A 24327-nucleotide genomic window follows, 5' to 3' on the forward strand; every position below is an offset into this window, starting at 1 on the left:
AGAGGTCATGATATTTAACAATTTTCAGCAAAAACTCCGCCAAGAATCACAACGTTGGCGAGACGAAGGAATTATTAATTCTTCCCAGTATGACCAAATAGCCAAGCGGCATCAATTTAATAAGATAGAAGAATCTACCCGTGATAGTTTTGGTGTCATTGCCATTGTCATTGGCGGTTTACTATTAGGCTTAGGTTTAATGACCCTTGTGGGCGCAAATTGGCAGGGTTGGTCACGGGATGTTAAGTTTATCTTGTTAATGAGTTTATTTCTCTCCACAGCCATTACTGGGTTTTTGACTTGGCGAGAACCTACACTTACCACAAATCAGGGTAAAAAATCCCAAGAGGGTAAACGGGTACTCGGAGAAGCATTGTTAATTCTCAGTGCTTTTATTTTAGGGACAACCCTCATGTTAATGGGGCAAATATTCAATATTAGCGGTTCAGCTTCTGAGTTATTTTTAGCTTGGGGGTTTGGAGTGTTAGTCATGGCTTATAGTCTTTCCCTCAATTCCTTGGGAATTATGGCCATTGTCCTCATTCAAATCGGTTATTGGATAGGAATTGGTAATTTGGGGACTGAATCTGGGGAACTGACTTGGGCGCGGTTAGCTGTGCGCCATATGCCCTTACTATCATGGTTACTGTTTGTTCCCTTAGCTTATATTTGCAGATCCCGGTGGATTTTTGGCATGGGAGTTGTGGCATTTATTATATCTTTGCAATATAACCTCAGACCTTTACCACTCTTAACATTTTCTGATCTAGCTTCTTGGATAGCTTCCTTTGCTTTGGCTTTGCCACCTGCCTTACTTTGGAGTTATGATGATTTACTTTTCCCCACAGTTAATTATAGATTGTTTCAACCCCTGGCACGTAATTTAGGTTTGATTTGTTTTGGGGTAGTTTTTTATCTTTTGTCTTTTCGTTCTCAATGGGAATCTGTAGACTCTAGTAGCAGTTTATCATTTTTAAATCCCTTCGATCAAACTAGTAATTTATCGAATGTATTGCCATCTTTACCCATTATTGATTTAGGAATTCTCAGCGGTTTGGCAGTATTGCAATGGTTGTTTCTAATTCGTCAAAGCAACAGTCCACTTCGTCGGGAAGTATTTTTCAGAATTGGCATTATTACTACTTTTTTGGGTTTCATCCTGATTACTCCTTTTTGGCATCAAGCTATCACCAGAATTACTGAACTAGGCATTTTTATCTTCAACATTTTGTTGGCAATATTAGCCTGGGGATTAGTTCAAGAAGGGTTGAAATTACGAAAAAGAACCGCCTTTTGGTGTGGTATGTTATTATTTACCTTGCAAATTATCAGCCGGGTTTTAGAATATAATACTGAGGTTCTTTTCCGGGCTTTAGTATTTGGTATTTGCGGTTATTCTCTCATTGCAGCCGGACTTTGGTTTGAAAGTCGTTTTACTACTTCTAAAACTAGTAATAGCGGGAATAGTGGAAATAGTGGAAATAGCGGTGGTAGCGGGAATAGTGGAAATAGTGGAAATAGCGGGAATAGTGGAAATAGTGGAAATAGTGGAAATAGTGGAAATAGTGGAAATAGTGGTGGTAGCGGAAATAGTGGAAATAGTGGAAATAGTGGAAATAGTGGAAATAGTGGAAATAGCGGTGGTAGCGGGAATAGCGGAAATAGCGGGAATAGTGGAAATAGCGGTGGTAGCGGAAATAGTGGTGGTAGCGGGAATAGTGGAAATAGCGGTGGTAGCGGAAATAGTGGTGGTAGCGGGAATAGCGGTGGTAGCGGAAATAGTGGAAATAGCGGGAATAAAAGTAGTAATGGAGACAATAGCGATAACAGAGGTGACAAAAGAAGCAATAGTGGGAGTGATTATAGAAGTAGTAGTGGAGGCAATAGCGATAATAGAGGTGACAAAAGAAGCAATAGTGGGAGTGATTGGAGTGATTATAGAAGTAGTAGAGGAGACAATAGCGATAATAGAGGTGACAAAAGAAGCAATAGTGGGAGTGATTATAGAAGTAGTAGAGGAGATAATAGAGATGACAACAGACGTGATAACAGGGGTGATTAATGGGATAATTTTCAATCAGAATGAAGACATATTCATCAAGAATAATTCAGCAGTTAAAACAAATTAATAGGGGATATTCTGCCGGATATTGCTACATTACTCGCACAAAATTAGATTTTGACTCTTACTTTCTTTCTCCTGACTCGGTGACTCCTGAAGTCTTGCTATATAGGGCTTGCTGAATAAACCGAAAACCTAGATAGATTAAGAGTTTCCCGGTTAAAAAAGTGAATTAGGTGCAAGGAATAAGGATTGAAACCATTAAAAACCTATCATTTTCTGAAATTTGAGACTATTCTTCTCTCCTTCTAATTCTTCCTCCTGACTCGGTGACTCCTGACTCCTAGCCCTCACGAAAAGACTTTTTCAGCAAGCCCTATATAAATCTCTGCGGATAAATTCCTATCTAAAAATTAGCAGTAATGGGAAAAGTATTTTTTCCGATTATCTATTACCAATTACTAAATTAATCCCATGAAAAATGACTTCCCTGAATCAAAAAAAACCTCAACCCCAGAAATGCAATTTTCTGAAAAGTTAACTTTTCGGGATTATCTTATTGCTACAGAACAGAAAGCTAATAAACCTTTACCGATTTGGCGATTAATTGCCCCTTTATTGGTTCAAGTAGGTTTAATTTTGGCTGTACCTTCTCAAGCCATGTATACAGACATGACTGGTAAGACGGTAATTTTGCAAACTGTACCTGTAAATTCTAATGATGTTGTTCGGGGTTCTTCATTGAACTTGGATTATAATATTTCTCGTCTCGAAACTTTGAGAAGATTACCAGGTTGGAATAATTGGTTGCGAAGAAATTCCCGCAGAGGTAGACAAATTTCCCAAGGAAGTACCTTATATCTAATTTTGCAAGAACGACAATCTTTTGATAGGAATGAACTCCAATCTTGGAAACCTATCCGAGTAAGTAGTAATCGCCCTGTTGATTTATCTAATAATCAGGTAGCTTTAAAAGGTAATTATCAAGACGGTTTAATTAATTATGGGTTGGAAAACTATTTCATTCCTGAAGAACAAAGACAACAGATTAATGAAGATATTTCACAAGTTCAGGAAAACAGAAATGGTAGACAACAACCAATTTTAGTGAGGGTAAAAGTAGATCCTCAAGGTAATGCTATTCCTACGGGTTTATCCATAAGAGATGCGAATGGTGAACGTGGCTATCGCAATTATCGTTTTCAATAGGATTAATCTGTCAGAATCATGATTTACAAGATTTAAGGATTTACAGGATGATAGAAAAAATTCCCAAATTTTATCAACCCAACAACAATCATAAATGCTGATTCTGACATTTTCACTCTTTTTATTGAAAGAGTGAATTGACACTCCCCGGTCTAAAGACACTGGGATTCCTGGTTCAACGAGGCCACTTAAACCAGAATCCTGGCGTTATCTAGTCCAAAAGAATATAATCGGCTTTTTTCGCCTTTCCCCGGCGTGTTTGATTCCCTTGAACATAAATCCAACCATCAGTAAAATATACCTGTTCTCGGACTTGCTTGGTGATATCCCACCCTGAACGCACCAAAGCAGGTAAAATATATTTTGTACAAATATCCTGTTCTGAAAGTTCGCGTTTATCAGTTATCTGTCATTAAAAAAGATAAACTTTCTCAGATCAGACAAGATTGCTATATATGATCAAGTAGAATAAGATATTTGTCTATTGTCAAAAATTGCTGCTATATATGTCCAAAACTTACACCGTAGAAATTAACCACCAAGGTACAACATATACTCTGCAAGTTCCTGAAGATGAAACTATTCTCAACGCCGCCTCAGCTACTGGTTTAGACCTACCAACTTCTTGCGGCGCTGGTGTTTGTACAACTTGTGCGGCTTTGGTTACAGAAGGAACTGTAGAGCAAGCAGATGGTATGGGTGTAAGTCCAGATTTGCAAAAACAAGGCTATGCACTACTTTGTGTTGCTAAACCTCTTTCTGATTTAAAAATTGAAACAGAAAAAGAAGACATCGTTTATCAAGCACAATTTGGGAAAGGGTAGTACCGCAGGGCGGAATTAAAAATTAACAATTAAAAATTAAAAAAGCAGATTGTATAAGCTTTTCATGAATTTTTAATAGTTAGTTGACTTACGCCGTTGTGTACTAGGTAAATAATTGATAATTACCAATCCCTAAAAAGTTTCTGTATTCTCAAAATCACAAATACAAAGGATTTAGAATCATGACAACTCACTTTATTACCGCCGAAATCGAATTGCAAGAAACCCCCACAGAATTGGAAAAAGCCATTACAGCGGAATTACAAAAACAAGGTGAACCCCTGCGTTGGGCTATTACTGCTATTGACGAAGAACAACAAACCGCAATAGTAGAAGCAGTAGTTACCGCTTAAATTTCTTCTTTGCGTCTTTGCTCCTTAGCGTCTTTGCGCGAAACAAAAACCTGTGATACCCATTCAAAAACCATACACCGTAATTTTAATTATACCCACCGGCATTGGGGCAGCGATTGGCGGTTATGCTGGTGATGCCTTACCAGTAGCTAGAGTTATATCACAGGTCTGCGATCGCTTGATTACTCACCCCAATGTCATGAACGGTGCAAGTTTATACTGGAATATTCCCAACGCTTTCTATGTCGAAGGATATGGTTTAGATAAATTTGCGGCTGGAGAATGGGGCTTACGTCCTGTTCGTAGTAACAGAGTCGGGTTACTTTTAGACCAGGGTATTGAACCGGAATTAATGCTGCGACACTTGCAGGTAGCCGACGCAGCCAGAGCGACCTTAGGATTAAATATTACAAATCATGTGATTACTGACGCACCGCTAAACGTAGAATTACGAACTTCTTCATCAGGTGCAAGTTGGGGAACAATTGGGAATCCTGATAGTTTATTACGGGCTGCCGAGAAATTAATTATAGCAGAAAAAGCCGAAGCGATCGCAGTTGTTGCCCGGTTCCCGGAAGATATGGACGAAACCGCAGTCCAAAACTATCGTCAAGGTCAAGGAGTAGACCCTCTAGCCGGTGCAGAAGCCGTCATTAGTCATTTATTAGTTCGTACCTTTAAAATTCCTTGCGCCCATGCTCCCGCCCTTTCTCCTGCCCCTGCGTCCCCCAATTTATCCCCTCGTGCAGCGGCTGAAGAACTAGGCTATACTTTCTTACCTTGTGTTTTAGTTGGTTTGAGTAACGCCCCGCAATTTATCATTAATACAAAAAATCACAATTCTTTGTCCACTGATATCTGGGTAAATCAAGTTGATGCTTTAATTATTCCCGCCACCGCTTGTGGAAATAGTGCTTTATTGAGTTTAAGTCATAAACAATGTCAAATAATTACAGTCGCAGAAAATAAAACTTTGATCCAAGTTCCTGCTTCTATGTTAAAAATTCCAACCTTACAGGTAAACTCATATTTGGAAGCAGTAGGCGTATTAGTCGCTCACAAAGCAGGTATCAATCCTTCCTCATTAACAATTAACAATTAACAATTACTAACCACCAATTACCAATTACCAATTATTTTTCTAAAATCCTGTGATTGAACAAAAAAATCAAGAACCAGAAATCCCCTACTTAACACGCACCCAAGTCTTAGTAGCAATGGGTGTAACCGCAATTATTCTCTGGATAGTTGCTAAATTATGGTTACGTTGGGGCGATATCATCCTTTTTAAGTGGCACTGGCGCGAACAAGATTTATTATTAGGAATTAGTTTAGGTGTAATTATTACCATATTAAGTGGTTTAGCTTATCGCCTTTCCCCTCCCTATCGCAAAAGCGCCGATTATTATCTAGAAATGGTTCTTAAACCTCTAGCTTTACCAGATTTAATCTGGTTAGGATTACTTCCCGGTTTAAGTGAAGAATTATTATTTCGGGGTGTCATGCTACCCGCTTTAGGTGGAGATCATACCGCTGTGATCGTATCAAGTCTTTGTTTTGGAGTTTTGCACCTTAGCGGTCCCCAACAATGGCCTTATGTAATTTGGGCAACTATTATTGGTATAATCCTTGGTTATAGTGCCTTATTAAGTGGCAACTTGTTATTACCAATAGTTGCTCATATTGTGACAAATTGGCTATCTAGCTATTTATGGAAAATCCAAAAACTTTAGATATGGCTGGTAGCAGCCAATTCCTCCCCAGATTTTTGTCAAACAAGTCAATCCCATAAAAAATCTCTACATGATAGCTGCTTTGATTTTTAAGGATTGTCAAGCTTTTAGCAATGACCAATGACTAATCAACAACTGCCCCAATAAAGTTAAGATTCTAGTATCTGTCAATGAAAATTTTTTAAGCTATATAGTAAGCGGCAACGGTAAACACATTATGTATGATGTCCTAGATTCCCACGCAGTCCTGGAAGTATTGCGACCAGTAGAAGATCCAGAACTTCGCAAAAGTCTGGTAGAACTGAATATGATTCGCAACGTCAAGATTGACGGTGGCAAGGTTAGTTTCACTTTGGTGTTAACCACTCCCGCTTGTCCTTTACGGGAATTTATTGTTGAAGACTGTAAAAAAGCTGTAAAAAAGCTGCCTGATGTCACAGATGTAATTATAGAAGTAACAGCGGAAACACCCCAGCAAAAAAGCTTACCAGACCGGAATGGCGTACCTGGGGTGAAAAATATTATTGCTGTTTCTAGCGGTAAAGGTGGCGTTGGTAAAAGTACAGTGGCTGTAAATATTGCCGTGGCTTTAGCGCAAAGTGGGGCAAAGGTCGGTTTATTAGATGCAGATATTTATGGACCAAATGATCCCACAATGTTGGGTTTGAGTGATTCCGAAATTAATGTCCGTTCTACAGAAGCAGGAGACATCCTCGAACCGGCTTTTAATCATGGTGTCAAGCTGGTTTCAATGGGTTTTTTGATTGATCGAGATCAGCCAGTAATTTGGCGCGGTCCCATGCTGAATGGTGTGATTCGTCAGTTTCTCTATCAAGTCGAATGGGGAGAACTGGACTATTTAATTGTGGATATGCCCCCTGGGACTGGAGATGCTCAATTAACTTTAACCCAAGCTGTCCCAATGGCAGGAGTAGTCATTGTCACCACACCACAAACTGTAGCTTTGTTGGACTCCCGAAAGGGGTTGCGGATGTTCCAGCAGTTAAATGTCCCAGTTTTGGGAATTGTGGAAAATATGAGCTATTTTATTCCCCCAGATCAACCAGATAAGCAATATGACATTTTTGGTTCTGGTGGTGGTTCCAAAACAGCCGCAGAATTGGGAGTTCCTCTGTTAGGATGTGTACCATTAGAAATTTCTACCCGGATTGGCGGTGATACTGGTGTGCCGATAGTAATTGGTGAACCCAACTCAGCCGCAGCCAAAGCCCTAACAGCGATCGCTCTCACTGTCGCAGGTAAAGTATCAGTTAATGCTTTGACATAAGATCAGGAGTCAGGAGTCAGGAGTCACCGAGTCAGGAGTCAGGAGTCACCGAGTCAGGAGTCAGGAGTCACCGAGTCAGGAGTCAGGAGTCAGGAGTTTAGAAGAAGAAAGAAAGAAGAAAGAAGAAAGAAGAAAGAAGAAAATTTCTCTCCCTGCCCCTACTCCCCTACTCCCCTACTCCCCTACTCCCCTACTGCCCTACTGCCCTACTCCCCTACTACCCTACTGCCCTACTCCCCTACTGCCCTACTGCCCTACTACCCTACTGCCCTACTACCCTACTGCCCTACTGCCCTACTCCCCTGCCAAATTTTCTCCTCACACAATGTTATTAAAACCTTCGTTCCCTAAAATGCGTTGGCAATCTTGGCTTCAGCCCTGGCAACAAATAGATGGGCTACTATTTTTTCTCCCCGTTGCTGTTAGTATGTTCGGGGGGCTAATGATTCTGAGTACAGAACTGAAGCAACCTGTAACTGACTGGTGGTGGCACTGGTTGACAGCCGCTATTGGGACAATAATCGCCTTATTTTTAGCTCGTTGCCGCTATGAAATCCTCATGGAGTGGCATTGGTTTATCTATGGGCTGACCAACTTTAGTTTAATCGCTGTCATGCTCGCTGGTACTAGTGCCAAAGGCGCACAGCGTTGGATTAGTATTGCGGGTTTTAATGTTCAACCCTCAGAATTTGCCAAATTAGGATTAATTATTACCTTAGCAGCTTTGTTACATAGGCGAACTGCTTCTACTCTAGAGAGGGTTTTCCGTGTCTTGGCAATTACGGTTGTACCTTGGGCATTGGTATTTTTACAACCAGACTTGGCAACATCGCTGGTATTCGGGGCAATATTTTTAGGAATGTTGTACTGGGCAAATGCCAACCCCGGCTGGTTAATACTCATGGTTTCCCCGGTAATGGCAGCAATATTATTTAGTATATCTTGGCCATTATCAACGCCCATAATGTTATCTAAAGACATATCATTAAGCATATTAGGTTTAGTATGGGCAGTATCTATGGGGGTAGTTGGTTGGTTTAGTCTGCCTTGGAAGCGGTTTGGTATTGCTGCTATTGCTTCATTCTGTCTAAATATGCTCGGTGGCGAATTAGGCCTTTTTGCCTGGAATCATGTATTAAAAGAGTATCAAAAAAATCGGCTTAGTGTATTTATCAACCCTGAGCATGATCCTCTTGGCGCTGGTTATCACCTGATTCAATCTCGCATTGCTATTGGCGCTGGTGAAGTTTGGGGCTGGGGTTTGTTTAAAGGTCCCATGACTCAACTGAATTTTGTTCCGGAACAGCACACAGATTTTATTTTCTCGGCTGTTGCTGAAGAATTTGGTCTTGTGGGTTGTTTAGTTTTACTATCGGTCTTTTGCTTAATTTGCTTCCGTTTACTTCATGTAGCTCAAACCGCCAAAGATAACTTTGGTTCACTTTTGGCTATTGGTGTTTTGTCTATGATTGTGTTTCAACTAATTGTGAATGTTGGTATGACAGTTGGTTTAGCACCTGTGGCGGGAATTCCCTTACCTTGGATGAGTTATGGACGTTCGGCGATGCTGACTAACTTTATTGCCATCGGTATAGTAGAATCTGTAGCTAATTATCGTCAACGCCAAAAGTATTATTAAAGAGGAGTCAGGAGTTCAAGAAGCGGGAGAAAGAATAGAATTACCAATCACCAATTACCAATTACCAATTAAGCTAGAAATAAGAAACCAATAAGGGTAAATATGATGATCCTACCTGGAGCAACTGTTCGCGTCAAAAATCCTGCTGATACATATTATCGGTCAGAAGGACTTGTCCAACGAGTTAGTGATGGTAAAGTAGCTGTACTGTTTGAAGGTGGTAATTGGGATAAAATAATTACTTTCCGTCTTACAGAATTAGAACCCGTGGAAACTACAATCCAGAAAAAAGGGAAATAGTAATTTAGTTATTAGTCAGTGGTTATTAGTTTTTCACTAAGACTATTGACTAATCGCACCTTCAGAAAATATGTTTATTCATTTTTAATTTTTAATTGATAATTTTTAATTGCTTATGCGTCTACCTTTACCACAGTTTGCTATTGACAATCGCCATTCCCATCACTTTGCAGAGATAATTGAAACCACAACTACAGAATTTTTGGCTCAATGTTTAGAACCAGAAGACTTGAGTTTTCCACCAATGCCACCTTTTGGAAGTTGGGTTTGTGCTGTAGATGAAGAATCAGGTAATCAAGTTTATGCCGTAGTTTATCATGCCACAACGATGCCTATTGATTCTGTACATCGGGCAGTTGCACTAGGATTATCTTTAGAAGCTTTGCGTGAGGAACAACCCCAAATATTTTCCATGCTCAAAACTGAATTTCGAGCAGCGATTGTGGGATTTAAAGAAAAATCTCTAAATAGTAATAACAGCAAAATGTATCAATATTTGCCACCTCGTCCGCCACAAATTCACCAAGCTGTTAATCATTGTCAAGCAAAAGAAATTATTCAGTTTACAGAAGAACTAGATTTTTTACGAACATTACTTTTTATTAGTGGTGCGCCTGTAGATTCTTTGGCCGCAGCCGCTATTCGGGGAATATATCAGTTACGAAAAACTGACCGAGAATGGTTGATTAAAGCTGGAAGACATCTGAGTATGTTACTCAAAGATGATTATGATCGGTTGCGGTTTATTTTGAGTCAAATTCATCCATAAACTTTGAAGTTTGCTGTATTTTGTCTGAGTGATTCGAGACAACTGGGATTTTGATAATAAACTCAGAACCTTCTCCGGGAGTAGATATACAATAAAGTTCACCACCATGTTTTTCAACTACAATTTGGTAGCTAATTGATAATCCTAATCCTGTTCCTTTGCCTACAGCTTTGGTAGTAAAAAATGGGTCAAATAATCGTTTTTGGACTTCTTCTGAAATGCCTGAACCATTATCGGCAATGCGAACAACAACATAATGATCATTAGTTATTTCTGTGCGAATCCGAATTTGCAAATTTTTACGGGTTTTTAGGATTAAATTATCACTTTCAGAAAGAGCATCAATAGCATTGGCAAGAATATTCATAAATACCTGATTCAGTTGCCCTGCATAGCACTTTATTAATGGTAATTTGTCATATTCTTTAATTAATTCAATTTCTACCCGCTCAGGTCTAGCTTTTAAACTATGTTTGAGAATTATTAATGTATTCTCTATACCTTCATGGATATCAACAAATTTAATTTCTGCTTGATCTAATCGGGAAAAATTACGTAAAGATAAGACAATTTCATTTACTCTTGTAGCACCAACTTTCATGGAAGATAGTAATTTTGGTAAGTCTTCCAGAATAAATTCTATTTCAATTCCCTTCGCTTTAGCTTCAGATATTGCGTCAGCATAGGATAATTCTTGTTTATAATTTTCCAGGATGTAGAGTATATCTTGAACATATTCGACAGCATAATTGAGGTTGCCATAAATAAAATTCATGGGATTATTGATTTCATGGGCAATCCCAGCTACTAATTGTCCCAAGGCAATCATTTTGTCGTTTTGTAATAATCGGCTATAGTTATGCTGAAGATCACGAAAGTCAGCCTTAGCTATTCTGGCTTTTTCTGTTTCTTTTTGCAGGCGATTTAATGTTAAAACATGAATTTGGGAATTGGCTAAAAGTAACTGATGAAAATCTAGCAATCCATATTGATAAGATTGATCTGTAATCACCAGTGGTTCATATACCTGTTTGTGCGATCGCCCTAAAGCTATTTGAGTTGCTTCGACAATTGGGGTATCCTCTGGATAGATAAATGTTTTAGGTTGTAAAAAATTATAAAGATATTCGACAGGGCGACCGGCAAATAGTCCTAAACCATAGGGACGACTCATTTGTTCAAAAAATAGCCGTCGAGAAATCATGCCTACATATTTTTTCTCTTTAGTCAAGATAATCCCTGGCAGCAAAGGATCTTCTTCAAAAAGCATTGCTAATTCATTACCTGGATGATCTGTTTCAATTTGAATTGTCCAAACTGGTAATTCCTGTAAAGTTGATTCTAATTTGAGATTTAGCTGATCCGCATTCTGAATACTATGCATAGCCAGCATTTTTTTGTCCTTAACCTGAAGTTAATATTGGTTCTTAAGCTTCCCCGGACTGAAGACGCGGGGATTTCTGAAGAGTCCACAAAAGAACTTTCTTAGGCGCACTTAAAGCGCCTCTACCTACTCCACTTAAGTCAAACTTAAATATCGCAGCTACTTTTTTGATTATGGTGTCTCTGGCATTATTGCGAAGACTCCGGCAAATGTTACTTGTTTTAGGTTTAATTTTCTCAGTTTAATCAATTTAGCCGATAAAAAGTCAAATTTATATTGTGAGTAAGAATAAAAAACATCTATGTGTTGAAGCATCCTAGTACGGAGAAATCCTGGCTCCTATGAAACAACTGTTAGGTTCAAGTCCTAACGGCAGTATTGACAAGAAAGAGCGAGTAATGGCAGGGTGTGGAGCGTACCGAGTCTTGGCTTAGTGATGGATTCTGAAAACACTGAAAACAATAAAAGTAAGCGCAATTTCGACACCTTGATTGGCAGTTGTTTTGAGCGCTAAAACCGCTGAGAGTGTCAAAGATAGTTGGTAGCTTTAATTGGGAATTGGGGTAATTTTCAATTGCAATATGACGGTTATCTGGTGGGGATAAGCATTAAGAGTGGGTAATTTTCAATGTAAAATATGACAGTTGTATTAGATGCTGTGAATGTGATTGAGCGTTATACCCTGCCCGAAATGGGCAATTTGTGGAGTGAAACCTATAAGCTGAAAACCTGGCTAGATGTAGAGATCGCGGTTTGCGAAGCACAGGCAGAACTGGGTTATATTCCAGCAGCAGCAGTAGAAGAAATTAAGGCTAAGGCGAATTTTGACCCGCAGCGGGTGCTAGAAATTGAGGCGGAAGTCCATCATGATGTCATTGCTTTTTTGACAAATGTTAATGAATATGTAGGTGATGCAGGACGCTATATTCACTTAGGTTTAACTAGTTCTGATGTCTTGGATACTGCTTTATCACTACAATTAGTTGCTAGTCTGGATTTGTTGTTAAAACGCCTAGAAGATGTAATTGATGCCATTCGTAAGAAAGCCACAACACATCGGCATACGTTAATGATTGGGCGATCGCATGGTATTCACGCTGAACCGATTACCTTTGGCTTTAAGTTAGCTGGTTGGTTAGCGGAAGTATTACGACACCAAGAACGGCTACAAATTCTCAAGAAAACCATCGCTGTTGGCAAAATATCCGGTGCGGTAGGAACTTACGCCAACATTGAACCACGTGTAGAAGCGATCGCCTGTGCAAAACTCGGACTGAAACCCGATACTGCTTCCACTCAGGTAATTTCCCGCGATATTCATGCAGACTTTGTGCAACAGTTAGCATTACTCGCTGCATCCATAGAACGCTTTGCTGTAGAAATTCGCAACTTGCAAAAAACAGACGTTTTAGAAGTTGAAGAATTTTTCGCTAAAGGGCAAAAAGGCTCTAGTGCTATGCCTCACAAGCGTAATCCTATCCGTTCCGAACGGTTAACAGGGATGGCGCGACTGGTGAGAAGTCATGCAGGGGCAGTATTAGAAAACGTCGCTTTGTGGCACGAACGGGATATTTCCCACAGTTCTGTAGAACGAGTAATTTTACCAGATGCTTGCATTCTGACTCATTTCATGCTGCATGAAATCACCAACTTGGTAAATAACTTGTTGGTTTATCCTGATAACATGGCCCGAAATCTCAACTGTTATGGGGGAGTAGTCTTTAGTCAAAGGGTATTACTAACCTTAATAGACAAAGGACTTAACCGCGAAGAAGCATACTCTATAGTCCAAGAAAGCGCCCACACTGCTTGGAATAAACCAGAAGGCAACTTCCGTGATTTAATCAGCAAAGATCCTCGCGTCACTCAAAACTTGTCACCCGCAGAGATAGAAGCCTGTTTTGATCCACAACATCATCTCAAGCATTTAGAACAAGTTTATCAACGACTGGGTATTTAGAACTAGGATTGGTAATTGTCAATTGGTAATTGGTATCAATTGTCAATTCCCTCTGACCACTGACTTCTTCCGTGTCGCAAAGTGAAGAATAAATATATGGCTGATTACTATACTCAAAATATAAAGCACCTTTGCTAATTTGGTAAAGTCGGGGATATACCCATGATTGAAATTCTCGCTATATTATCTGCTGGTGCTGCTGCTGGGATGAGAATAGGTGTACCTTTACTAATTATTGGTATCCTCCAAGGGGAGGAACTCTGGTCGCAGATGCCAGTCCTATCACGCATTTCTCCCCATGTTTTAATCGGACTACTCACCAGTTGGTCTTTATTTGAACTATTCGCTTCCAAAAAACTCATTGGCCAGAGAATAGTCCAGCAAGTTCATTTATTTTTGTCTCCCTTGGTAGGAGCTTTAATGGGCTTGTCTGTTGCTTCAGCGATAACCACGCCAAGTTGGTTAGTTGCTTTGATTGGTGGTTTATTAGCTTTGGTATTGCAGCTAGTTTTATTAGGTTGGTTTTATCGCTTGCGTGGATTGCCAATATGGGCAGTGTTTACGCAAGATGTCCTGTGTGTTACACTTATATTTTTTGCTGTGGATGCTCCTCTTCAAGGAGGATTAATTGCTTTAATCCTCCTCTGGCTGGCTGTTCTTAGTGGAAAATACTGGTATGACTGGTCTAAAGGTAAAAATTGATAATTGACAATTACCAATTATGAAGATTAATGTAAAAGCCCGACCACGTGCAGTAATCCTTTACCAGTAACTAACTCAATAATTAGCCCGATAAATCCTAGCATGGCTATCCGACCATTCCAGACTTCGGCACTGGTGGTTATTCCCCATGCCCAACGTTCTTGGGGATACATTTTTACCCTTTTTTTCATTTGGGTGACTTGAGAGAGTTTCAGGTCAGGTTGTTTGAGAGCATCAATGATCAAGTCGGATAGGGCTTTAATAAATACCGGATTGGTGTTGGGCGCAGGGACACGTCCGAAGTTGTGTATTCCTGCTTCTTCCGCTATTTCTCGATATTCAATGTCAATTTCTTGTAGGGTTTCGATGTGTTCGGAAACAAAACTAATGGGGACAACTATTAAATCTTTCACACCTTTTACACCGAGTTCGTTCAGTGCATCTTCTGTATAAGGTTTTAGCCATTCAACAGGACCAACACGACTTTGATAAGCTAGGGTGTGGGGATTGGGACGGTTGAGGGTTTGCATAATTAAGTCGGTGCATTCCTCAATTTCTTGCTGGTAGGGGTCGCCGGCTTCCTCTACATAGCTTTTAGGTACACCATGGGCGCTAAAGAAGATATGCACGTCCTGAGGACGGGGAAATTTCTCCAGTTCGCCAACTATAAGTTCTGCCATTGCTTGCAGATAACCTGGTTCTTTGTACCAAGAGTCAATAACGGTATACTCAAGACTTTGGAGTTTGGGGTTTTCCTTCCATAGTTGTTCTAATAACCGGAAACTAGAACCGCTGGTGCTGATGGAAAATTGGGGGTAAAGCGGGAGAATTACCAATTTATCAAGGTTATCTTGAGTAATTTGGGCGATCGCTTCTTCTGTGTAAGGATGCCAATAACGCATTCCCACGTAGATATTAACTTCTTGTCCTAATTCACCTAACTGAGCTTTAATGGCTGCTCCTTGCTCTTCTGTAATCCGTCGCAATGGAGAACCGCCGCCGATTTGCTGATAATTTATTTGAGATGTTTTTTCTCTACGCGTAGCAATAAACCAAGCTAGAGGTTTTTGCATCCAGCGAAACGGTAAGCGGATAATTTCTGGATCAGAAAACAGATTATACAAAAACGGTCCGACATCTTCTGGTTTGTCGGGACCACCGAGATTAAGTAATAATACCCCTATACGACCCATAGCAGTTACTTTCCCCCAATCCTTACAGATTTTTCACTAATGTTAACAATATATCTTTATTAAATATAAAGCTTTATCGGCAGGAAAAAAAACAATGGCCACAATTTTTAGAGATTTAAGTTACAGATACCAATGGCTATATGATGGCATCTCCCGGTTAGCGGCTGTGACTGTGGGTGGTGAACCCCGGTTTCGTCAACTGGCTTTACAAAATTTAAAACTGCAATCGGATACTCAGATTTTAGATTTATGCTGTGGTAGTGGTCAAGTAACCAGATTTTTAGTGAATTTTTCGGAAAATGTCACTGGCTTGGATGCTTCCCCATTATCTATCCAGCGAGCGCAGAAAAATGTCCCAAATGCTAGGTATATAGAAGCGTTTGCTGAGGATATGCCTTTTGCAGATAATTTATTTGATTTGACACTCCCCGGTCTAAAGATGCGGGGATTCTTAATCGAATAATTGTAAAGACAACTGCTCGAATAATATCCGCTTTTCAGGTATTACCTTAGATGTACGGTTCTTGCCCTGATCCTGTTTGCCATTACTGGCAGAATCATCTCTGACAAGCGTAACTTTCCGAGAGTCCCCCGGTAGGTTTTTAATGTCTTTGCTGACAAAATTTAAATTAGCTCTTCGTAAAATTGTCCGAGAAGCCTGAGTATCAGCATGGTCAATATGACCACAATTTTCACAAATGAACTTTTCGCCATCTCTATTGGCTTTACTAATATGATGACAAGCCGAACATTCTTGAGAAGTAAATTTAGGATTAACGGATAATACTGGCTTACCAGACTTCAATGCCAGCCAAGCAATCTTAGAAAATAATTCGCCCCAACTTGCATCAGAAATAGAGCGATTTAATCCACGTTTTGCAGATTGACCATTAGCCATAAATCGTCCTTGCTGCTTTTTGGGTTTGCAGCAGGACTTCATAGCCAAAACATTTATATCCTCTTGGACAATTGCCTCAGCGGTGTTAACAACTTTATCGGCTGCTTTCCATTGATGATCATTCCGTTTATCTGCAATTTTTTTATGTAGCTTGGCAACTATTTTCCCGGCTTTTTTGCGATTGTTAGAACCTTTAACTTTGCGGTTAACTCGGCGTTGTCTAATTCTTAATTGACGGCGAACTTTTTTATTAGTTGCAAATTTAGGGTTTTCAATAAACGAACCATCCGACAAAGAAATTAATTTATTAATTCCTACATCAAGACCTACTGCTGATTTGACGGTTTCAATTTCTGTGACTTCAGGTAGAGATTCAGGTAAATTGAGTAATATACTCATGTACCATCCGTCAGCTTCTTTAATCACTGTCACCGTTCTAATATCAGCATCTACTGGAATAGTCCGACTATCAAAATAGCGCATAGTCCCCAGTCCAGGAAAGTAGGCATGGGAATAGCATCTTGGCTGATTAGATTCACGATTAACAGTTAATTTTACTTGTCCTGGCTTGAATTGAAAAGTTTTAAAGTTAGCTGCTTTACGGAACGCAGGGAAACCCCTTTTGTGTTGAAAAAATCCGGTATAAGCAATATCTAATTTACCTAAATTACCTTGTAAAACATCTGAATTAATTCGGCTATACCATTCAGACTCAGAACGCAATTCAGTTGTTCTTTTACTTTGAATATCATTCGCATTACCCCAAATCAAACCATGCTTTTTACTGTTCTTTGTTAACCCAGAGGACATTACACCATGCTTAACGACGGGGCAAGTCAAAGGACAGTAAGAACCATATTCAATTCGACTATCTAAGTCTGAAAATGCACCATAATAGTACATCACGGACTCATCTGATTTCTGGTTATTAGTTTCAAAACCGCGCTGACGTTCTGCCAGGCAATAATTTCTGTGTTTCCGCAAAGTAACAAGCCACTCAGACATTAAGGCTTGTTGCCCAATATTCGGTTTTAGCTTGAATCTCCAGCGTATTTGCACAGGTTTATTTTGTTGATGTGATTGACGATATAACCATGTTAATCTACAATTAAAAGGAAGTCAATAGCTAAAATCTATGAAAAAAAGTTCTTATGAATATCGGCATTATAATCACGCTGTCGGGTTGAGCGTGATTCATCTAGTCTGGATACCTAAACGCCGAAAGAAGGTACTTGTTGGGAAAATCAGAGATAGGATTTTTGAGATATTTTCGGCATTAGCTATTGAAAAAGACTGGAATATTCGTGCGTTAGAAGTTGCGCCAGATCATATTCATTTATTTGTAGAGATTCATCCAACCGATGCAATATTTCAGGTAGTTAAAGCATTTAAAGGACGCTCATCTAATTATCTAAGAAAAGAGTTTCCAGAATTAAAAAAGCTACCGTCACTTTGGACTAGTAGCTATTTCTTTTCAACTGCGGGGAATGTTGCCGCCGACACAATAGAAAGATATATTAATGACCCGCATCATGGTTGAGAATATTGGAAGCGGTTAAAACCGCACGGGTAGGCTTTCCCCCGCGCCCTAAAGAGACGCGGCTCCCAGCCTTCCCGCAATCCTTTTGGTGGGAGAACCTAGTTTATATGCTGGTGGAAGTTTACAGGTGATTCAGGGCAGGAAGATGATTTGAGTTTCTTGTGCTAATTCATAAGTTTAAATTATTGATTTGCTATTTTTAAATAAGTTTTTTTGAAAAAATTTTTTATTTTGAGGGTGCGGGGCGGGCTAAATGTGGTAATATAGTTATATCATTATAATTGGACATAAGCAAAATTTTTATTTAGGCACACATTCCCATTATCAAAATATCACGCCGAGAAAATAAAGTCAATAGGTTTTGACCCCAAAAAAAGAAATTTTTTTATTTTTTTGAACATTGAGAACATCAGTACCAATATTCAGTTGAAAAAATCATACCACAAATACACTCTGCCATAGCAATCGCCTAGACTTGCTCTTCTTGAAAATCTGTTAATCTAGCTGTATCAAGAATTAGTAAAAGAGTCAATGGAAATTAGTAACTTATTCAAAGCCGGTGGCGTAGTTATGTGGCCACTGCTATTTTTTTCCGTTTTAGGAATCACTCTTATTCTGGAACGGATTACGTTTTGGATAGGAATTAGTGGCCGTCAGAATCGCGTAGTCAAGCAGGTGTTAAGTTTTTATCGTCAAGGTAATGTAGTTACCTCTCTAGATATACTACACAAAAATGCTGATTTACCGATTGCGCGAATTTTTCTAGCGGCTTTAGAATTGGAAGAACCCAACCCAGAGGAATTCCGCTTGGCTTTAGAAAGTGAGGCCCAGGCAGAAATCCCGTTATTAAAAAGGTTTCAAAATATCTTTGATACAATTATTGGTTTAGCCCCCTTGCTGGGATTATTAGGGACAGTTTTGGGTTTGATTGGCTCTTTTGCATCATTAAATATTGGTGATGTCGGTGGGACAAAAACCGCTGGTGTCACTTCTGGGATTAGTGAAGCCTTAGTATCCACAGCATCGGGATTAGTTGTAGCTATTATTACCTTGTTTTTTGCGAATAGCTTTCGGGGAATGTATTTACGACAAATTGCCTGGATTCAAGAATATGGTGGGCAATTAGAATTAGTTTATCGTCACCAGTATGAAAGAGGGGATAAATCATAATGCGTCTACCAGATGAACCAGATTTACCAGCCCAGATTAATATTGTGCCGATGATTGATGTCATTTTTGCGATTTTGACATTTTTCATTATGTCCACTTTATTTTTACATCGTTCTGAAGAGTTGCCAGTTAATTTACCTAAAGCAGCAACAGCCAAAGCCCAATCATCAGCCGCACCAATTACCGTTACTGTAGATTCAGCAGGGAATGTGAGTTTAAATCGCCAGCCAGTAACTCTGGAAACTTTACCAGTAAAGGTACAGGAATTAATGGGCAAAAATACGGAAGTGGTAGTGATTATTAATGCTGATCAAAGTGCTACTCATGGTCAAGTGGTGATAGTGATGGATCGGGTGCGGCAGGTAAGAGGAGCAAAATTAGCAATTGCGACACAAGCACCTTAACAGGTTAGTGATCAGAGTAGCAACTGCGTGGGGGTAGAAACGGAATCTCATTCTTTAATGACAATTATTCATCACCTGATTTGCGTTTTAATTGTTTAAAGAATTGATATATTTCTGGCAAGCGATTATAAATTACTGCCGCCTTGAGGTATAGTTTATGAGGTACGGCTGGACTACCGGAAACAATCTCTCCCGGTGGAATATCGCCGTGAACACCGGCTTGAGCCGAAGCGATCGCCCCATCCCCGATTTTAGCTTGATTGGCAATTCCCACCTGTCCAGCTAAAATTACCCGATTTCCTAGTCTTACCCCTCCGGCCATGCCTGCTTGACCTGCTATGGCACAACCAGCCCCAATTTGACTACCATGTCCTATCTGGACTAAATTATCAATTTTAGTATCTTTGCCCACCCTGGTTTCCCCCACAGCGGGACGGTCTATGGCTGTATGACAACCTACTTCTACCCTATCTTCTAAAACTGTATAGCCTGATTGTTCCATTTTAAACCAACCGGTGCGGGTAGGCACAAAGCCAAATCCCTCTGCACCAATGACAGCACCGCTATGAATAACGCAATCTGCACCGATTTGGCTGCGTTCGTGGATGGTACAATTAGCGTGTAAGGTAGTGCGATCGCCTATTTTGACTTCTGGATAAATGACAACATTGGGATGAATAATGGCATAATTGCCAATTTCCACAGCTTCAGAAATGACAACATGAGCGCCAATATAAACATCATCACCAATTTTGGCGGTGGGGTGAATGACCGCGCTGGGGTGAATTTCGGGACTAGGACGGTAGGGTTGATAAAAAAGAGCGATCGCTTTTGCAAACACCAGTCTTGGTTCTTTCGTTGTTAACCAAGCAATCCCCTTTTCTGTGACTTGATTCTGCAATTTTTCATCTGGGGGTAAAATTACAGCGCTCGCACTGGTAGAATTGAGCAATGAAGCAAATTTAGAGCCTTCTATATAGCTGAGAGTTCCAGATGTCGCTTCGTCTATGGCTGCAACTCCAGTAATTTCTAAATCAGTGTCAAGGCTACTTTGGGTAATATAATCACCCAGTTGATTGAGAATTTCACTAAATTTCATATTGATTTGCTAACACGATTTATAGATTTTTGTTTCGCGCCCAGACGCAAAGGAGCAAAGGCGCAAAGGAAGAAATTAGTTATCTTCTGTTGATTTTGTCATGGATTGACCGGCTAAGTAGGCTGTTGTCCAAGCACTTTGGAAGTTAAAGCCACCTGTAACACCATCAATATCTAATATCTCACCGGCAAAATGCAAGCCGGGGACTATTTTACTTTCCATTGTTTTGAAGTTGACTTCTTTGAGGTTGACTCCTCCACAGGTGACAAATTCTTCTTTAAATGCGCCTTTACCTGTAATTAGGTGTTCTCCTTGGGAGATTTCTAGGACTAGTTGATTTAGGGTTTTGTTGGAGATGGTTGCCCAACGTTCTTCTGTGGGAATATGGGTACGATTGATAATATATTGCCAAAGCCGATGAGGTAAGTCTACACCACGATGGAGGGCGATCGCTTTTTGTCCCCATTCAGCTTTGACTGTTAAAAGTTTTTGTCTCACTTCCTCTTGGGATAAATCTGGCAACCAATTAATCAATAATTTATGTTGATAGCGGTTTTCATTGAGAATTCTCGCCCCCCAAGCCGAAAGTTTCAATACTGCTGGACCACTCACACCCCAATGGGTAATTAACAAGGGGCCTGTTTGTTGGAATGGGGTTTTTCCAGTCCCAGGTAAGCGCAGATTTACAGAATTAACACTAATTCCTGCTAATTCCCGCAGTTGAGGATCTGCAATATTAAAGGTGAACAAAGAAGGTACAGGGGGTTGGATGTCATGACCTAATTCTCTAGCGATTTTATAACCTGCTAAACTGCTACCTGTAGCCAAAAGTAAGCAATCGCATTCTTTCGTTTCTCCCGATTTGAGCAGAATTTCAAACCCGGCATTTTTACGAGTGACAGCGGTAACAGGTGTGCCAATACAAAGTTCTATTTTGGCATCAAAAGTCGCCTTAATTAAACATTCAGCAATGGTTTCTGCCCGATCTGTAATTGGGAACATCCGGCCGTCAGCTTCCGTTTTTATATTCACCCCATGTTCCGTAAACCAAGCTATGGTGTCTAGAGGTTGAAACCGGGTAAATGCACCCAGCAGGGCTTTACCACCTCTAGGATAATTCTGAACTAAAATTTTGGGTTCAAAACAAGCATGAGTAACGTTACAACGTCCTCCACCGGAAATGAGAACTTTCGCCAAAGGTTGACGACTAGCTTCGATTAAAGTAACCTGGGCTTGAGGATTAGCTTCAGCACAAGCGATCGCACCAAAGAATCCCGCCGCCCCACCACCAATAACTACAATTTGCAAGGGTAACAACTTCAAAATCAAAAGTTTCTGTAATATCCATCCATATTACTCTTCGTATAACTCAAAGTCATCTTTTTGGGCACTACAAACTGGACAATCCCAATGATCTGGAATATCTTTAAAAGCTGTTCCTGGTGCTATACCACTATCTTCATCACCTGCTTCTGGGTCATAGATATAACCACAAACCTTACATATATATTTCGTCATTTTTATACACCTTAATAATTAATTCAAAAACATTAATCTGTGACAGTTGGGGTTGCTGAATGAGAATGATAGAAAAAGTTAAGTTTGTTTGCTAATTTGGTTTTAAGGGAACAAATTCACCCTAACGTCAGCCTTGATGTTCATAAGGTTGTGATAAGTAATCAGACAAAATTAATTACATATTAATTATCTGCCAATCCTTAATTACTAAAGGATTTCAGAGCAAATTTTTGTGTAATTATTTTGTCCAATTACTTAACAACAACTTTCCTTCGACCGTTGACATTTGTAATAAGACTACTGAAAATACTCAAAACACATAAGTTATGAATCATCAAAATTTCCAGAATAAATCTATCAAGTTTGTACAAGCTTCTCTAGCTGCCGCTGCACTGATGATAGCTTCTGTCGGGCCTGCCTTTGCTGACAGCAAAGTTAAAATCGTAGGTGCAGGATATGGTGGTAATGGTTGCCCTGAAGGATCTGCTAGTGTCAACGTTAGTCCCGATGGTCAAGAGCTAAGTATTCTATTTGATCAATTTATCGCTCTGGGAAATAAATCATCAGAAGCACGCAAAAGCTGTAATTTGAGCATTCCGATTCAAGTACCCCAAGGGTTTCAAATTTCCCTCTACGATGCTGATTATCGGGGCTATGTTGCTCCCGGTACAACGGGGAAACTAAGAGCAGAATACTTTTTTGCTGGTCAGCGTGGCCCCGTCTTTTCTAGAACCTTTAGAGGGGAAACTGAGTACAACGTTCGAGATAAATTAGTGACTGTAGGTGATGTCTGGTCAGCCTGTGGTGATAGTGTAAATATGCGGGTGAATGCTGCGATGATCGCTAGTGGTCAAGGGATGGCCACTGTTGACTCTTTTGATCTCGCCCATCGCGGTTTAGTTTACCACGTGAAATATCGTCAGTGTCGGTAATTAATACTGACTCCTCGCTTGAAAAAGCGGGGATTTGATGATCATAGGACTTACGTATTGACAAATTTGACAAAAGATGTATTGTGGATTTTATCTCTTGTCGGGTGCATCATACCCGATAATTTGCCCACAATTAACAAAGTTTTGCCATTTGAAGCACCTAGTAATATGCCGGAAATGATATCTAATTTGTCTAGTGCGTAAGTCCTCGATAGTTAAAAACGCCACCATCTTCGTTGAAAGTAACTGAAAATTGCCAAAGATATCGCTCCAAAGAACAGTAAAACAATTACACCCCCAGGAAAGAAAGTAAGAATACCCAAGCCTCTGAGTACAAACAAGGATACACTCATACCCAAAAGAATCCCAAAACCCTGGATTAATTTTCCATTTAAAGATGATTGAGTCATTATATTTTTTCTCAAACCTAATTTATACTGGATGTAGCAATCATAATTTCATTATTGCAATACCTTCGCCAAATTGAAAAAAGCCTTGATTCGTAGGTTGGATTGAGGCACGTTCATGTATCCCTCAAGGGAGGCGTTAGCCATAGTGTGGTGGAGCCATAACCCAACAAATGCGTTGGGTTGCGCTATCGCTTGACAATCAAGACGCTACAAGAAATGGCTAAGGTACTATTATTGAAAATGAACTTGAGACTAATTATCTGCGAAAACTCCATAAATTGAACTGTAATTAGAATTAAGTGAGTTAAACTCAATGAAATCATCAAGGTTAATCACTTAAAAAGTTACCAAAATCACTATATCTGCATTATATATGTCAACCTCAAATCTTAAAAATGTCGCTTACGCCAAGCTACCTCTATTAGATACCCTTTGGAATCAAGATCAGCAAAGATTACTCATTCAGGGAGAAGTCTTCACAGAAATTCGCTCTCATACTAACTGGGGCGGTGCTGTTACCGCTTGTATGTATGTACCACTAGTTAGATCCCATGTCTGGCAACAAATTACAGATTACCCCCGTTGGGTACAATATTTTCCCGATGTTACCAAAAGCGAAGTTATATCCAGAGGTGATGTTAAACGGCTGTATCAAGCGGCACAAAAAGCTTTTTTATTTTTTACAGCCCAAGTAGAAATTTATCTGACTGTGGTGGAAGTATTAGGACAGCAAATCCACTTTCAGATGGAAAAAGGCTCATTTACAGATTTTCACGCCAAGTTAGAACTTAAAGATATGGGTAATGGTACTCTCTTAGCTTATACGGTACAAGCCACTCCCAATATTCCCATTCCCTCAATTTTTATTGAACAGGCAATGAATTTGGAGTTACCAGCAAATCTATGTAAAATGCGACAGGTGCTTTGTAATCATCAATAA

23 protein-coding genes and 3 pseudogenes are annotated in these 24327 nt (G+C 39.8%); 18 read left to right on the plus strand and 8 right to left on the minus strand.

Annotated features, from left to right (window positions below):
- Window positions 1–7: 7 nt before the first annotated feature.
- Window positions 8–1459 (plus strand): annotated as a pseudogene (locus tag BMF77_RS10595) (DUF2157 domain-containing protein); the annotation flags it as partial.
- 1077 nt (window positions 1460–2536) lie between these two features.
- A complete protein-coding gene (locus BMF77_RS10605; RefSeq protein ID WP_148762700.1) occupies window positions 2537–3271 on the plus strand; it encodes a GDYXXLXY domain-containing protein in 735 nt (244 codons plus the stop codon).
- A gap of 220 nt (window positions 3272–3491) precedes the next feature.
- On the opposite strand, the pseudogene BMF77_RS28625 reads toward BMF77_RS10605, so the two are convergent.
- Window positions 3492–3677 (minus strand): annotated as a pseudogene (locus BMF77_RS28625) (hypothetical protein); the annotation flags it as partial.
- Between the two features lie 100 nt (window positions 3678–3777).
- Between BMF77_RS28625 and BMF77_RS10610 the strand changes: the two are divergent.
- The 8 genes from BMF77_RS10610 (at window position 3778) to BMF77_RS10645 (ending at window position 10177) form a co-directional block, all read left to right on the plus strand.
- On the plus strand, window positions 3778–4095 hold the full coding sequence (locus BMF77_RS10610) for a 2Fe-2S iron-sulfur cluster-binding protein (protein WP_041458113.1): 318 nt from the start codon (window positions 3778–3780) through the stop codon (window positions 4093–4095).
- 182 nt (window positions 4096–4277) lie between these two features.
- Window positions 4278–4448 carry a hypothetical protein gene (locus tag BMF77_RS26650; RefSeq protein WP_168204426.1) on the plus strand — a complete coding sequence of 57 codons (171 nt, stop codon included), beginning with the start codon at window positions 4278–4280 and terminating at the stop codon, window positions 4446–4448.
- 61 nt (window positions 4449–4509) lie between these two features.
- Entirely contained in the window at window positions 4510–5550 is a 1041-nt protein-coding gene (locus tag BMF77_RS10615) for a DUF3326 domain-containing protein (RefSeq protein WP_148766904.1), read from the plus strand.
- A 49-nt stretch (window positions 5551–5599) separates the two neighbouring features.
- Entirely contained in the window at window positions 5600–6181 is a 582-nt protein-coding gene (locus BMF77_RS10620) for a CPBP family intramembrane glutamic endopeptidase (protein ID WP_148762703.1), read from the plus strand.
- A 217-nt stretch (window positions 6182–6398) separates the two neighbouring features.
- On the plus strand, window positions 6399–7469 hold the full coding sequence (locus tag BMF77_RS10625) for an Mrp/NBP35 family ATP-binding protein (RefSeq protein ID WP_148762705.1): 1071 nt from the start codon (window positions 6399–6401) through the stop codon (window positions 7467–7469).
- A 325-nt stretch (window positions 7470–7794) separates the two neighbouring features.
- Window positions 7795–9108, plus strand: coding sequence for a rod shape-determining protein RodA (gene rodA, locus BMF77_RS10635; protein WP_148762707.1), 1314 nt, complete (start codon window positions 7795–7797; stop codon window positions 9106–9108).
- 105 nt (window positions 9109–9213) lie between these two features.
- Entirely contained in the window at window positions 9214–9408 is a 195-nt protein-coding gene (locus tag BMF77_RS10640) for an NAD(P)H dehydrogenase subunit NdhS (RefSeq protein WP_015081180.1), read from the plus strand.
- Between the two features lie 115 nt (window positions 9409–9523).
- Window positions 9524–10177 carry a hypothetical protein gene (locus BMF77_RS10645; RefSeq protein WP_148762709.1) on the plus strand — a complete coding sequence of 218 codons (654 nt, stop codon included), beginning with the start codon at window positions 9524–9526 and terminating at the stop codon, window positions 10175–10177.
- Here the strand turns inward: BMF77_RS10645 and BMF77_RS10650 are convergent.
- Window positions 10152–11570: a sensor histidine kinase gene (locus BMF77_RS10650; RefSeq protein WP_148762711.1), complete on the minus strand. Its 1419-nt coding sequence runs from the start codon at window positions 11568–11570 to the stop codon at window positions 10152–10154. The genes BMF77_RS10645 and BMF77_RS10650 overlap by 26 nt on opposite strands.
- 655 nt (window positions 11571–12225) lie before the next feature.
- On the opposite strand from BMF77_RS10650, the gene purB reads away from it, so the two are divergent.
- A complete protein-coding gene (gene purB / locus BMF77_RS10660) occupies window positions 12226–13521 on the plus strand; it encodes an adenylosuccinate lyase (RefSeq protein ID WP_148766908.1) in 1296 nt (431 codons plus the stop codon).
- Between the two features lie 162 nt (window positions 13522–13683).
- A complete protein-coding gene (locus tag BMF77_RS10670; protein ID WP_015081175.1) occupies window positions 13684–14223 on the plus strand; it encodes a DUF4126 domain-containing protein in 540 nt (179 codons plus the stop codon).
- Window positions 14224–14249: 26 nt separating this feature from the next.
- On the opposite strand, the gene hemH is transcribed toward BMF77_RS10670, so the two are convergent.
- Entirely contained in the window at window positions 14250–15416 is a 1167-nt protein-coding gene (hemH, locus tag BMF77_RS10675) for a ferrochelatase (protein ID WP_148762713.1), read from the minus strand.
- A gap of 94 nt (window positions 15417–15510) precedes the next feature.
- Between hemH and BMF77_RS10680 the strand changes: the two are divergent.
- Window positions 15511–15837, plus strand: a pseudogene (locus BMF77_RS10680) (class I SAM-dependent methyltransferase); the annotation flags it as partial.
- A gap of 30 nt (window positions 15838–15867) precedes the next feature.
- On the opposite strand, the gene BMF77_RS10685 reads toward BMF77_RS10680, so the two are convergent.
- A complete protein-coding gene (locus tag BMF77_RS10685) occupies window positions 15868–17373 on the minus strand; it encodes an RNA-guided endonuclease TnpB family protein (RefSeq protein ID WP_148762715.1) in 1506 nt (501 codons plus the stop codon).
- A 76-nt stretch (window positions 17374–17449) separates the two neighbouring features.
- Here BMF77_RS10685 and tnpA point away from each other — a divergent pair, with 76 nt between their 5' ends.
- From tnpA to BMF77_RS10705, 3 genes are all read left to right on the plus strand, one after another.
- Window positions 17450–17854, plus strand: coding sequence for an IS200/IS605 family transposase (gene tnpA / locus BMF77_RS10690; RefSeq protein WP_039202577.1), 405 nt, complete (start codon window positions 17450–17452; stop codon window positions 17852–17854).
- A 531-nt stretch (window positions 17855–18385) separates the two neighbouring features.
- Window positions 18386–19024, plus strand: a complete 639-nt coding sequence (locus tag BMF77_RS10700; RefSeq protein WP_148762717.1) for a MotA/TolQ/ExbB proton channel family protein — start codon at window positions 18386–18388, stop codon at window positions 19022–19024.
- The gene (locus BMF77_RS10705; RefSeq protein WP_148762719.1) at window positions 19024–19428 is read left to right on the plus strand and encodes a biopolymer transporter ExbD; all 405 of its coding nucleotides are present in this window, start codon (window positions 19024–19026) and stop codon (window positions 19426–19428) included. The genes BMF77_RS10700 and BMF77_RS10705 overlap by 1 nt, the downstream gene beginning before the upstream one ends.
- Before the next feature lie 64 nt (window positions 19429–19492).
- Here BMF77_RS10705 and lpxD read toward each other — a convergent pair whose 3' ends face one another.
- The 3 genes from lpxD to rd all read right to left on the minus strand — a co-directional run bounded on the left by lpxD (window position 19493) and on the right by rd (window position 22045).
- Complete coding sequence (lpxD, locus tag BMF77_RS10710; RefSeq protein WP_148762721.1) at window positions 19493–20527, minus strand: UDP-3-O-(3-hydroxymyristoyl)glucosamine N-acyltransferase; 1035 nt, start codon at window positions 20525–20527, stop codon at window positions 19493–19495.
- A 75-nt stretch (window positions 20528–20602) separates the two neighbouring features.
- Window positions 20603–21844: an NAD(P)/FAD-dependent oxidoreductase gene (locus BMF77_RS10715; RefSeq protein WP_148766910.1), complete on the minus strand. Its 1242-nt coding sequence runs from the start codon at window positions 21842–21844 to the stop codon at window positions 20603–20605.
- A 36-nt stretch (window positions 21845–21880) separates the two neighbouring features.
- Entirely contained in the window at window positions 21881–22045 is a 165-nt protein-coding gene (gene rd / locus BMF77_RS10720) for a rubredoxin (RefSeq protein WP_148762723.1), read from the minus strand.
- A 326-nt stretch (window positions 22046–22371) separates the two neighbouring features.
- On the opposite strand from rd, the gene BMF77_RS10725 reads away from it, so the two are divergent.
- Window positions 22372–22977, plus strand: a complete 606-nt coding sequence (locus tag BMF77_RS10725; protein WP_148762725.1) for a DUF4360 domain-containing protein — start codon at window positions 22372–22374, stop codon at window positions 22975–22977.
- Between the two features lie 215 nt (window positions 22978–23192).
- Here the strand turns inward: BMF77_RS10725 and BMF77_RS10730 are convergent, their stop codons facing one another.
- Window positions 23193–23387 (minus strand): hypothetical protein, encoded by a 195-nt coding sequence (locus BMF77_RS10730; RefSeq protein WP_148762727.1) that lies wholly within the window; start codon window positions 23385–23387, stop codon window positions 23193–23195.
- A gap of 373 nt (window positions 23388–23760) precedes the next feature.
- On the opposite strand from BMF77_RS10730, the gene BMF77_RS10735 reads away from it, so the two are divergent.
- Window positions 23761–24327: an SRPBCC family protein gene (locus BMF77_RS10735; protein ID WP_015081166.1), complete on the plus strand. Its 567-nt coding sequence runs from the start codon at window positions 23761–23763 to the stop codon at window positions 24325–24327.

Origin of the sequence: Dolichospermum sp. UHCC 0315A, assembly GCF_008121535.1 — a bacterium.
GTDB lineage: Bacteria > Cyanobacteriota > Cyanobacteriia > Cyanobacteriales > Nostocaceae > Dolichospermum > Dolichospermum lemmermannii.

Bases quoted from the DNA above. Each gene is read 5' to 3' on its own strand.
- BMF77_RS10605 (WP_148762700.1), top strand. From the start codon at position 2,537: ATGAAAAATGACTTCCCTGAATCAAAAAAAACCTCAACCCCAGAAATG.
- BMF77_RS10610 (WP_041458113.1), top strand. From the start codon at position 3,778: ATGTCCAAAACTTACACCGTAGAAATTAACCACCAAGGTACAACATAT.
- BMF77_RS26650 (WP_168204426.1), top strand. From the start codon at position 4,278: ATGACAACTCACTTTATTACCGCCGAAATCGAATTGCAAGAAACCCCC.
- BMF77_RS10625 (WP_148762705.1), top strand. From the start codon at position 6,399: ATGTATGATGTCCTAGATTCCCACGCAGTCCTGGAAGTATTGCGACCA.
- rodA (WP_148762707.1), top strand. From the start codon at position 7,795: ATGTTATTAAAACCTTCGTTCCCTAAAATGCGTTGGCAATCTTGGCTT.
- BMF77_RS10640 (WP_015081180.1), top strand. From the start codon at position 9,214: ATGATCCTACCTGGAGCAACTGTTCGCGTCAAAAATCCTGCTGATACA.
- BMF77_RS10645 (WP_148762709.1), top strand. From the start codon at position 9,524: ATGCGTCTACCTTTACCACAGTTTGCTATTGACAATCGCCATTCCCAT.
- BMF77_RS10650 (WP_148762711.1), bottom strand. From the start codon at position 11,570: ATGCTGGCTATGCATAGTATTCAGAATGCGGATCAGCTAAATCTCAAA.
- BMF77_RS10670 (WP_015081175.1), top strand. From the start codon at position 13,684: ATGATTGAAATTCTCGCTATATTATCTGCTGGTGCTGCTGCTGGGATG.
- hemH (WP_148762713.1), bottom strand. From the start codon at position 15,416: ATGGGTCGTATAGGGGTATTATTACTTAATCTCGGTGGTCCCGACAAA.
- tnpA (WP_039202577.1), top strand. From the start codon at position 17,450: ATGAAAAAAAGTTCTTATGAATATCGGCATTATAATCACGCTGTCGGG.
- BMF77_RS10700 (WP_148762717.1), top strand. From the start codon at position 18,386: ATGGAAATTAGTAACTTATTCAAAGCCGGTGGCGTAGTTATGTGGCCA.
- BMF77_RS10705 (WP_148762719.1), top strand. From the start codon at position 19,024: ATGCGTCTACCAGATGAACCAGATTTACCAGCCCAGATTAATATTGTG.
- lpxD (WP_148762721.1), bottom strand. From the start codon at position 20,527: ATGAAATTTAGTGAAATTCTCAATCAACTGGGTGATTATATTACCCAA.
- rd (WP_148762723.1), bottom strand. From the start codon at position 22,045: ATGACGAAATATATATGTAAGGTTTGTGGTTATATCTATGACCCAGAA.
- BMF77_RS10725 (WP_148762725.1), top strand. From the start codon at position 22,372: ATGAATCATCAAAATTTCCAGAATAAATCTATCAAGTTTGTACAAGCT.
- BMF77_RS10730 (WP_148762727.1), bottom strand. From the start codon at position 23,387: ATGACTCAATCATCTTTAAATGGAAAATTAATCCAGGGTTTTGGGATT.
- BMF77_RS10735 (WP_015081166.1), top strand. From the start codon at position 23,761: ATGTCAACCTCAAATCTTAAAAATGTCGCTTACGCCAAGCTACCTCTA.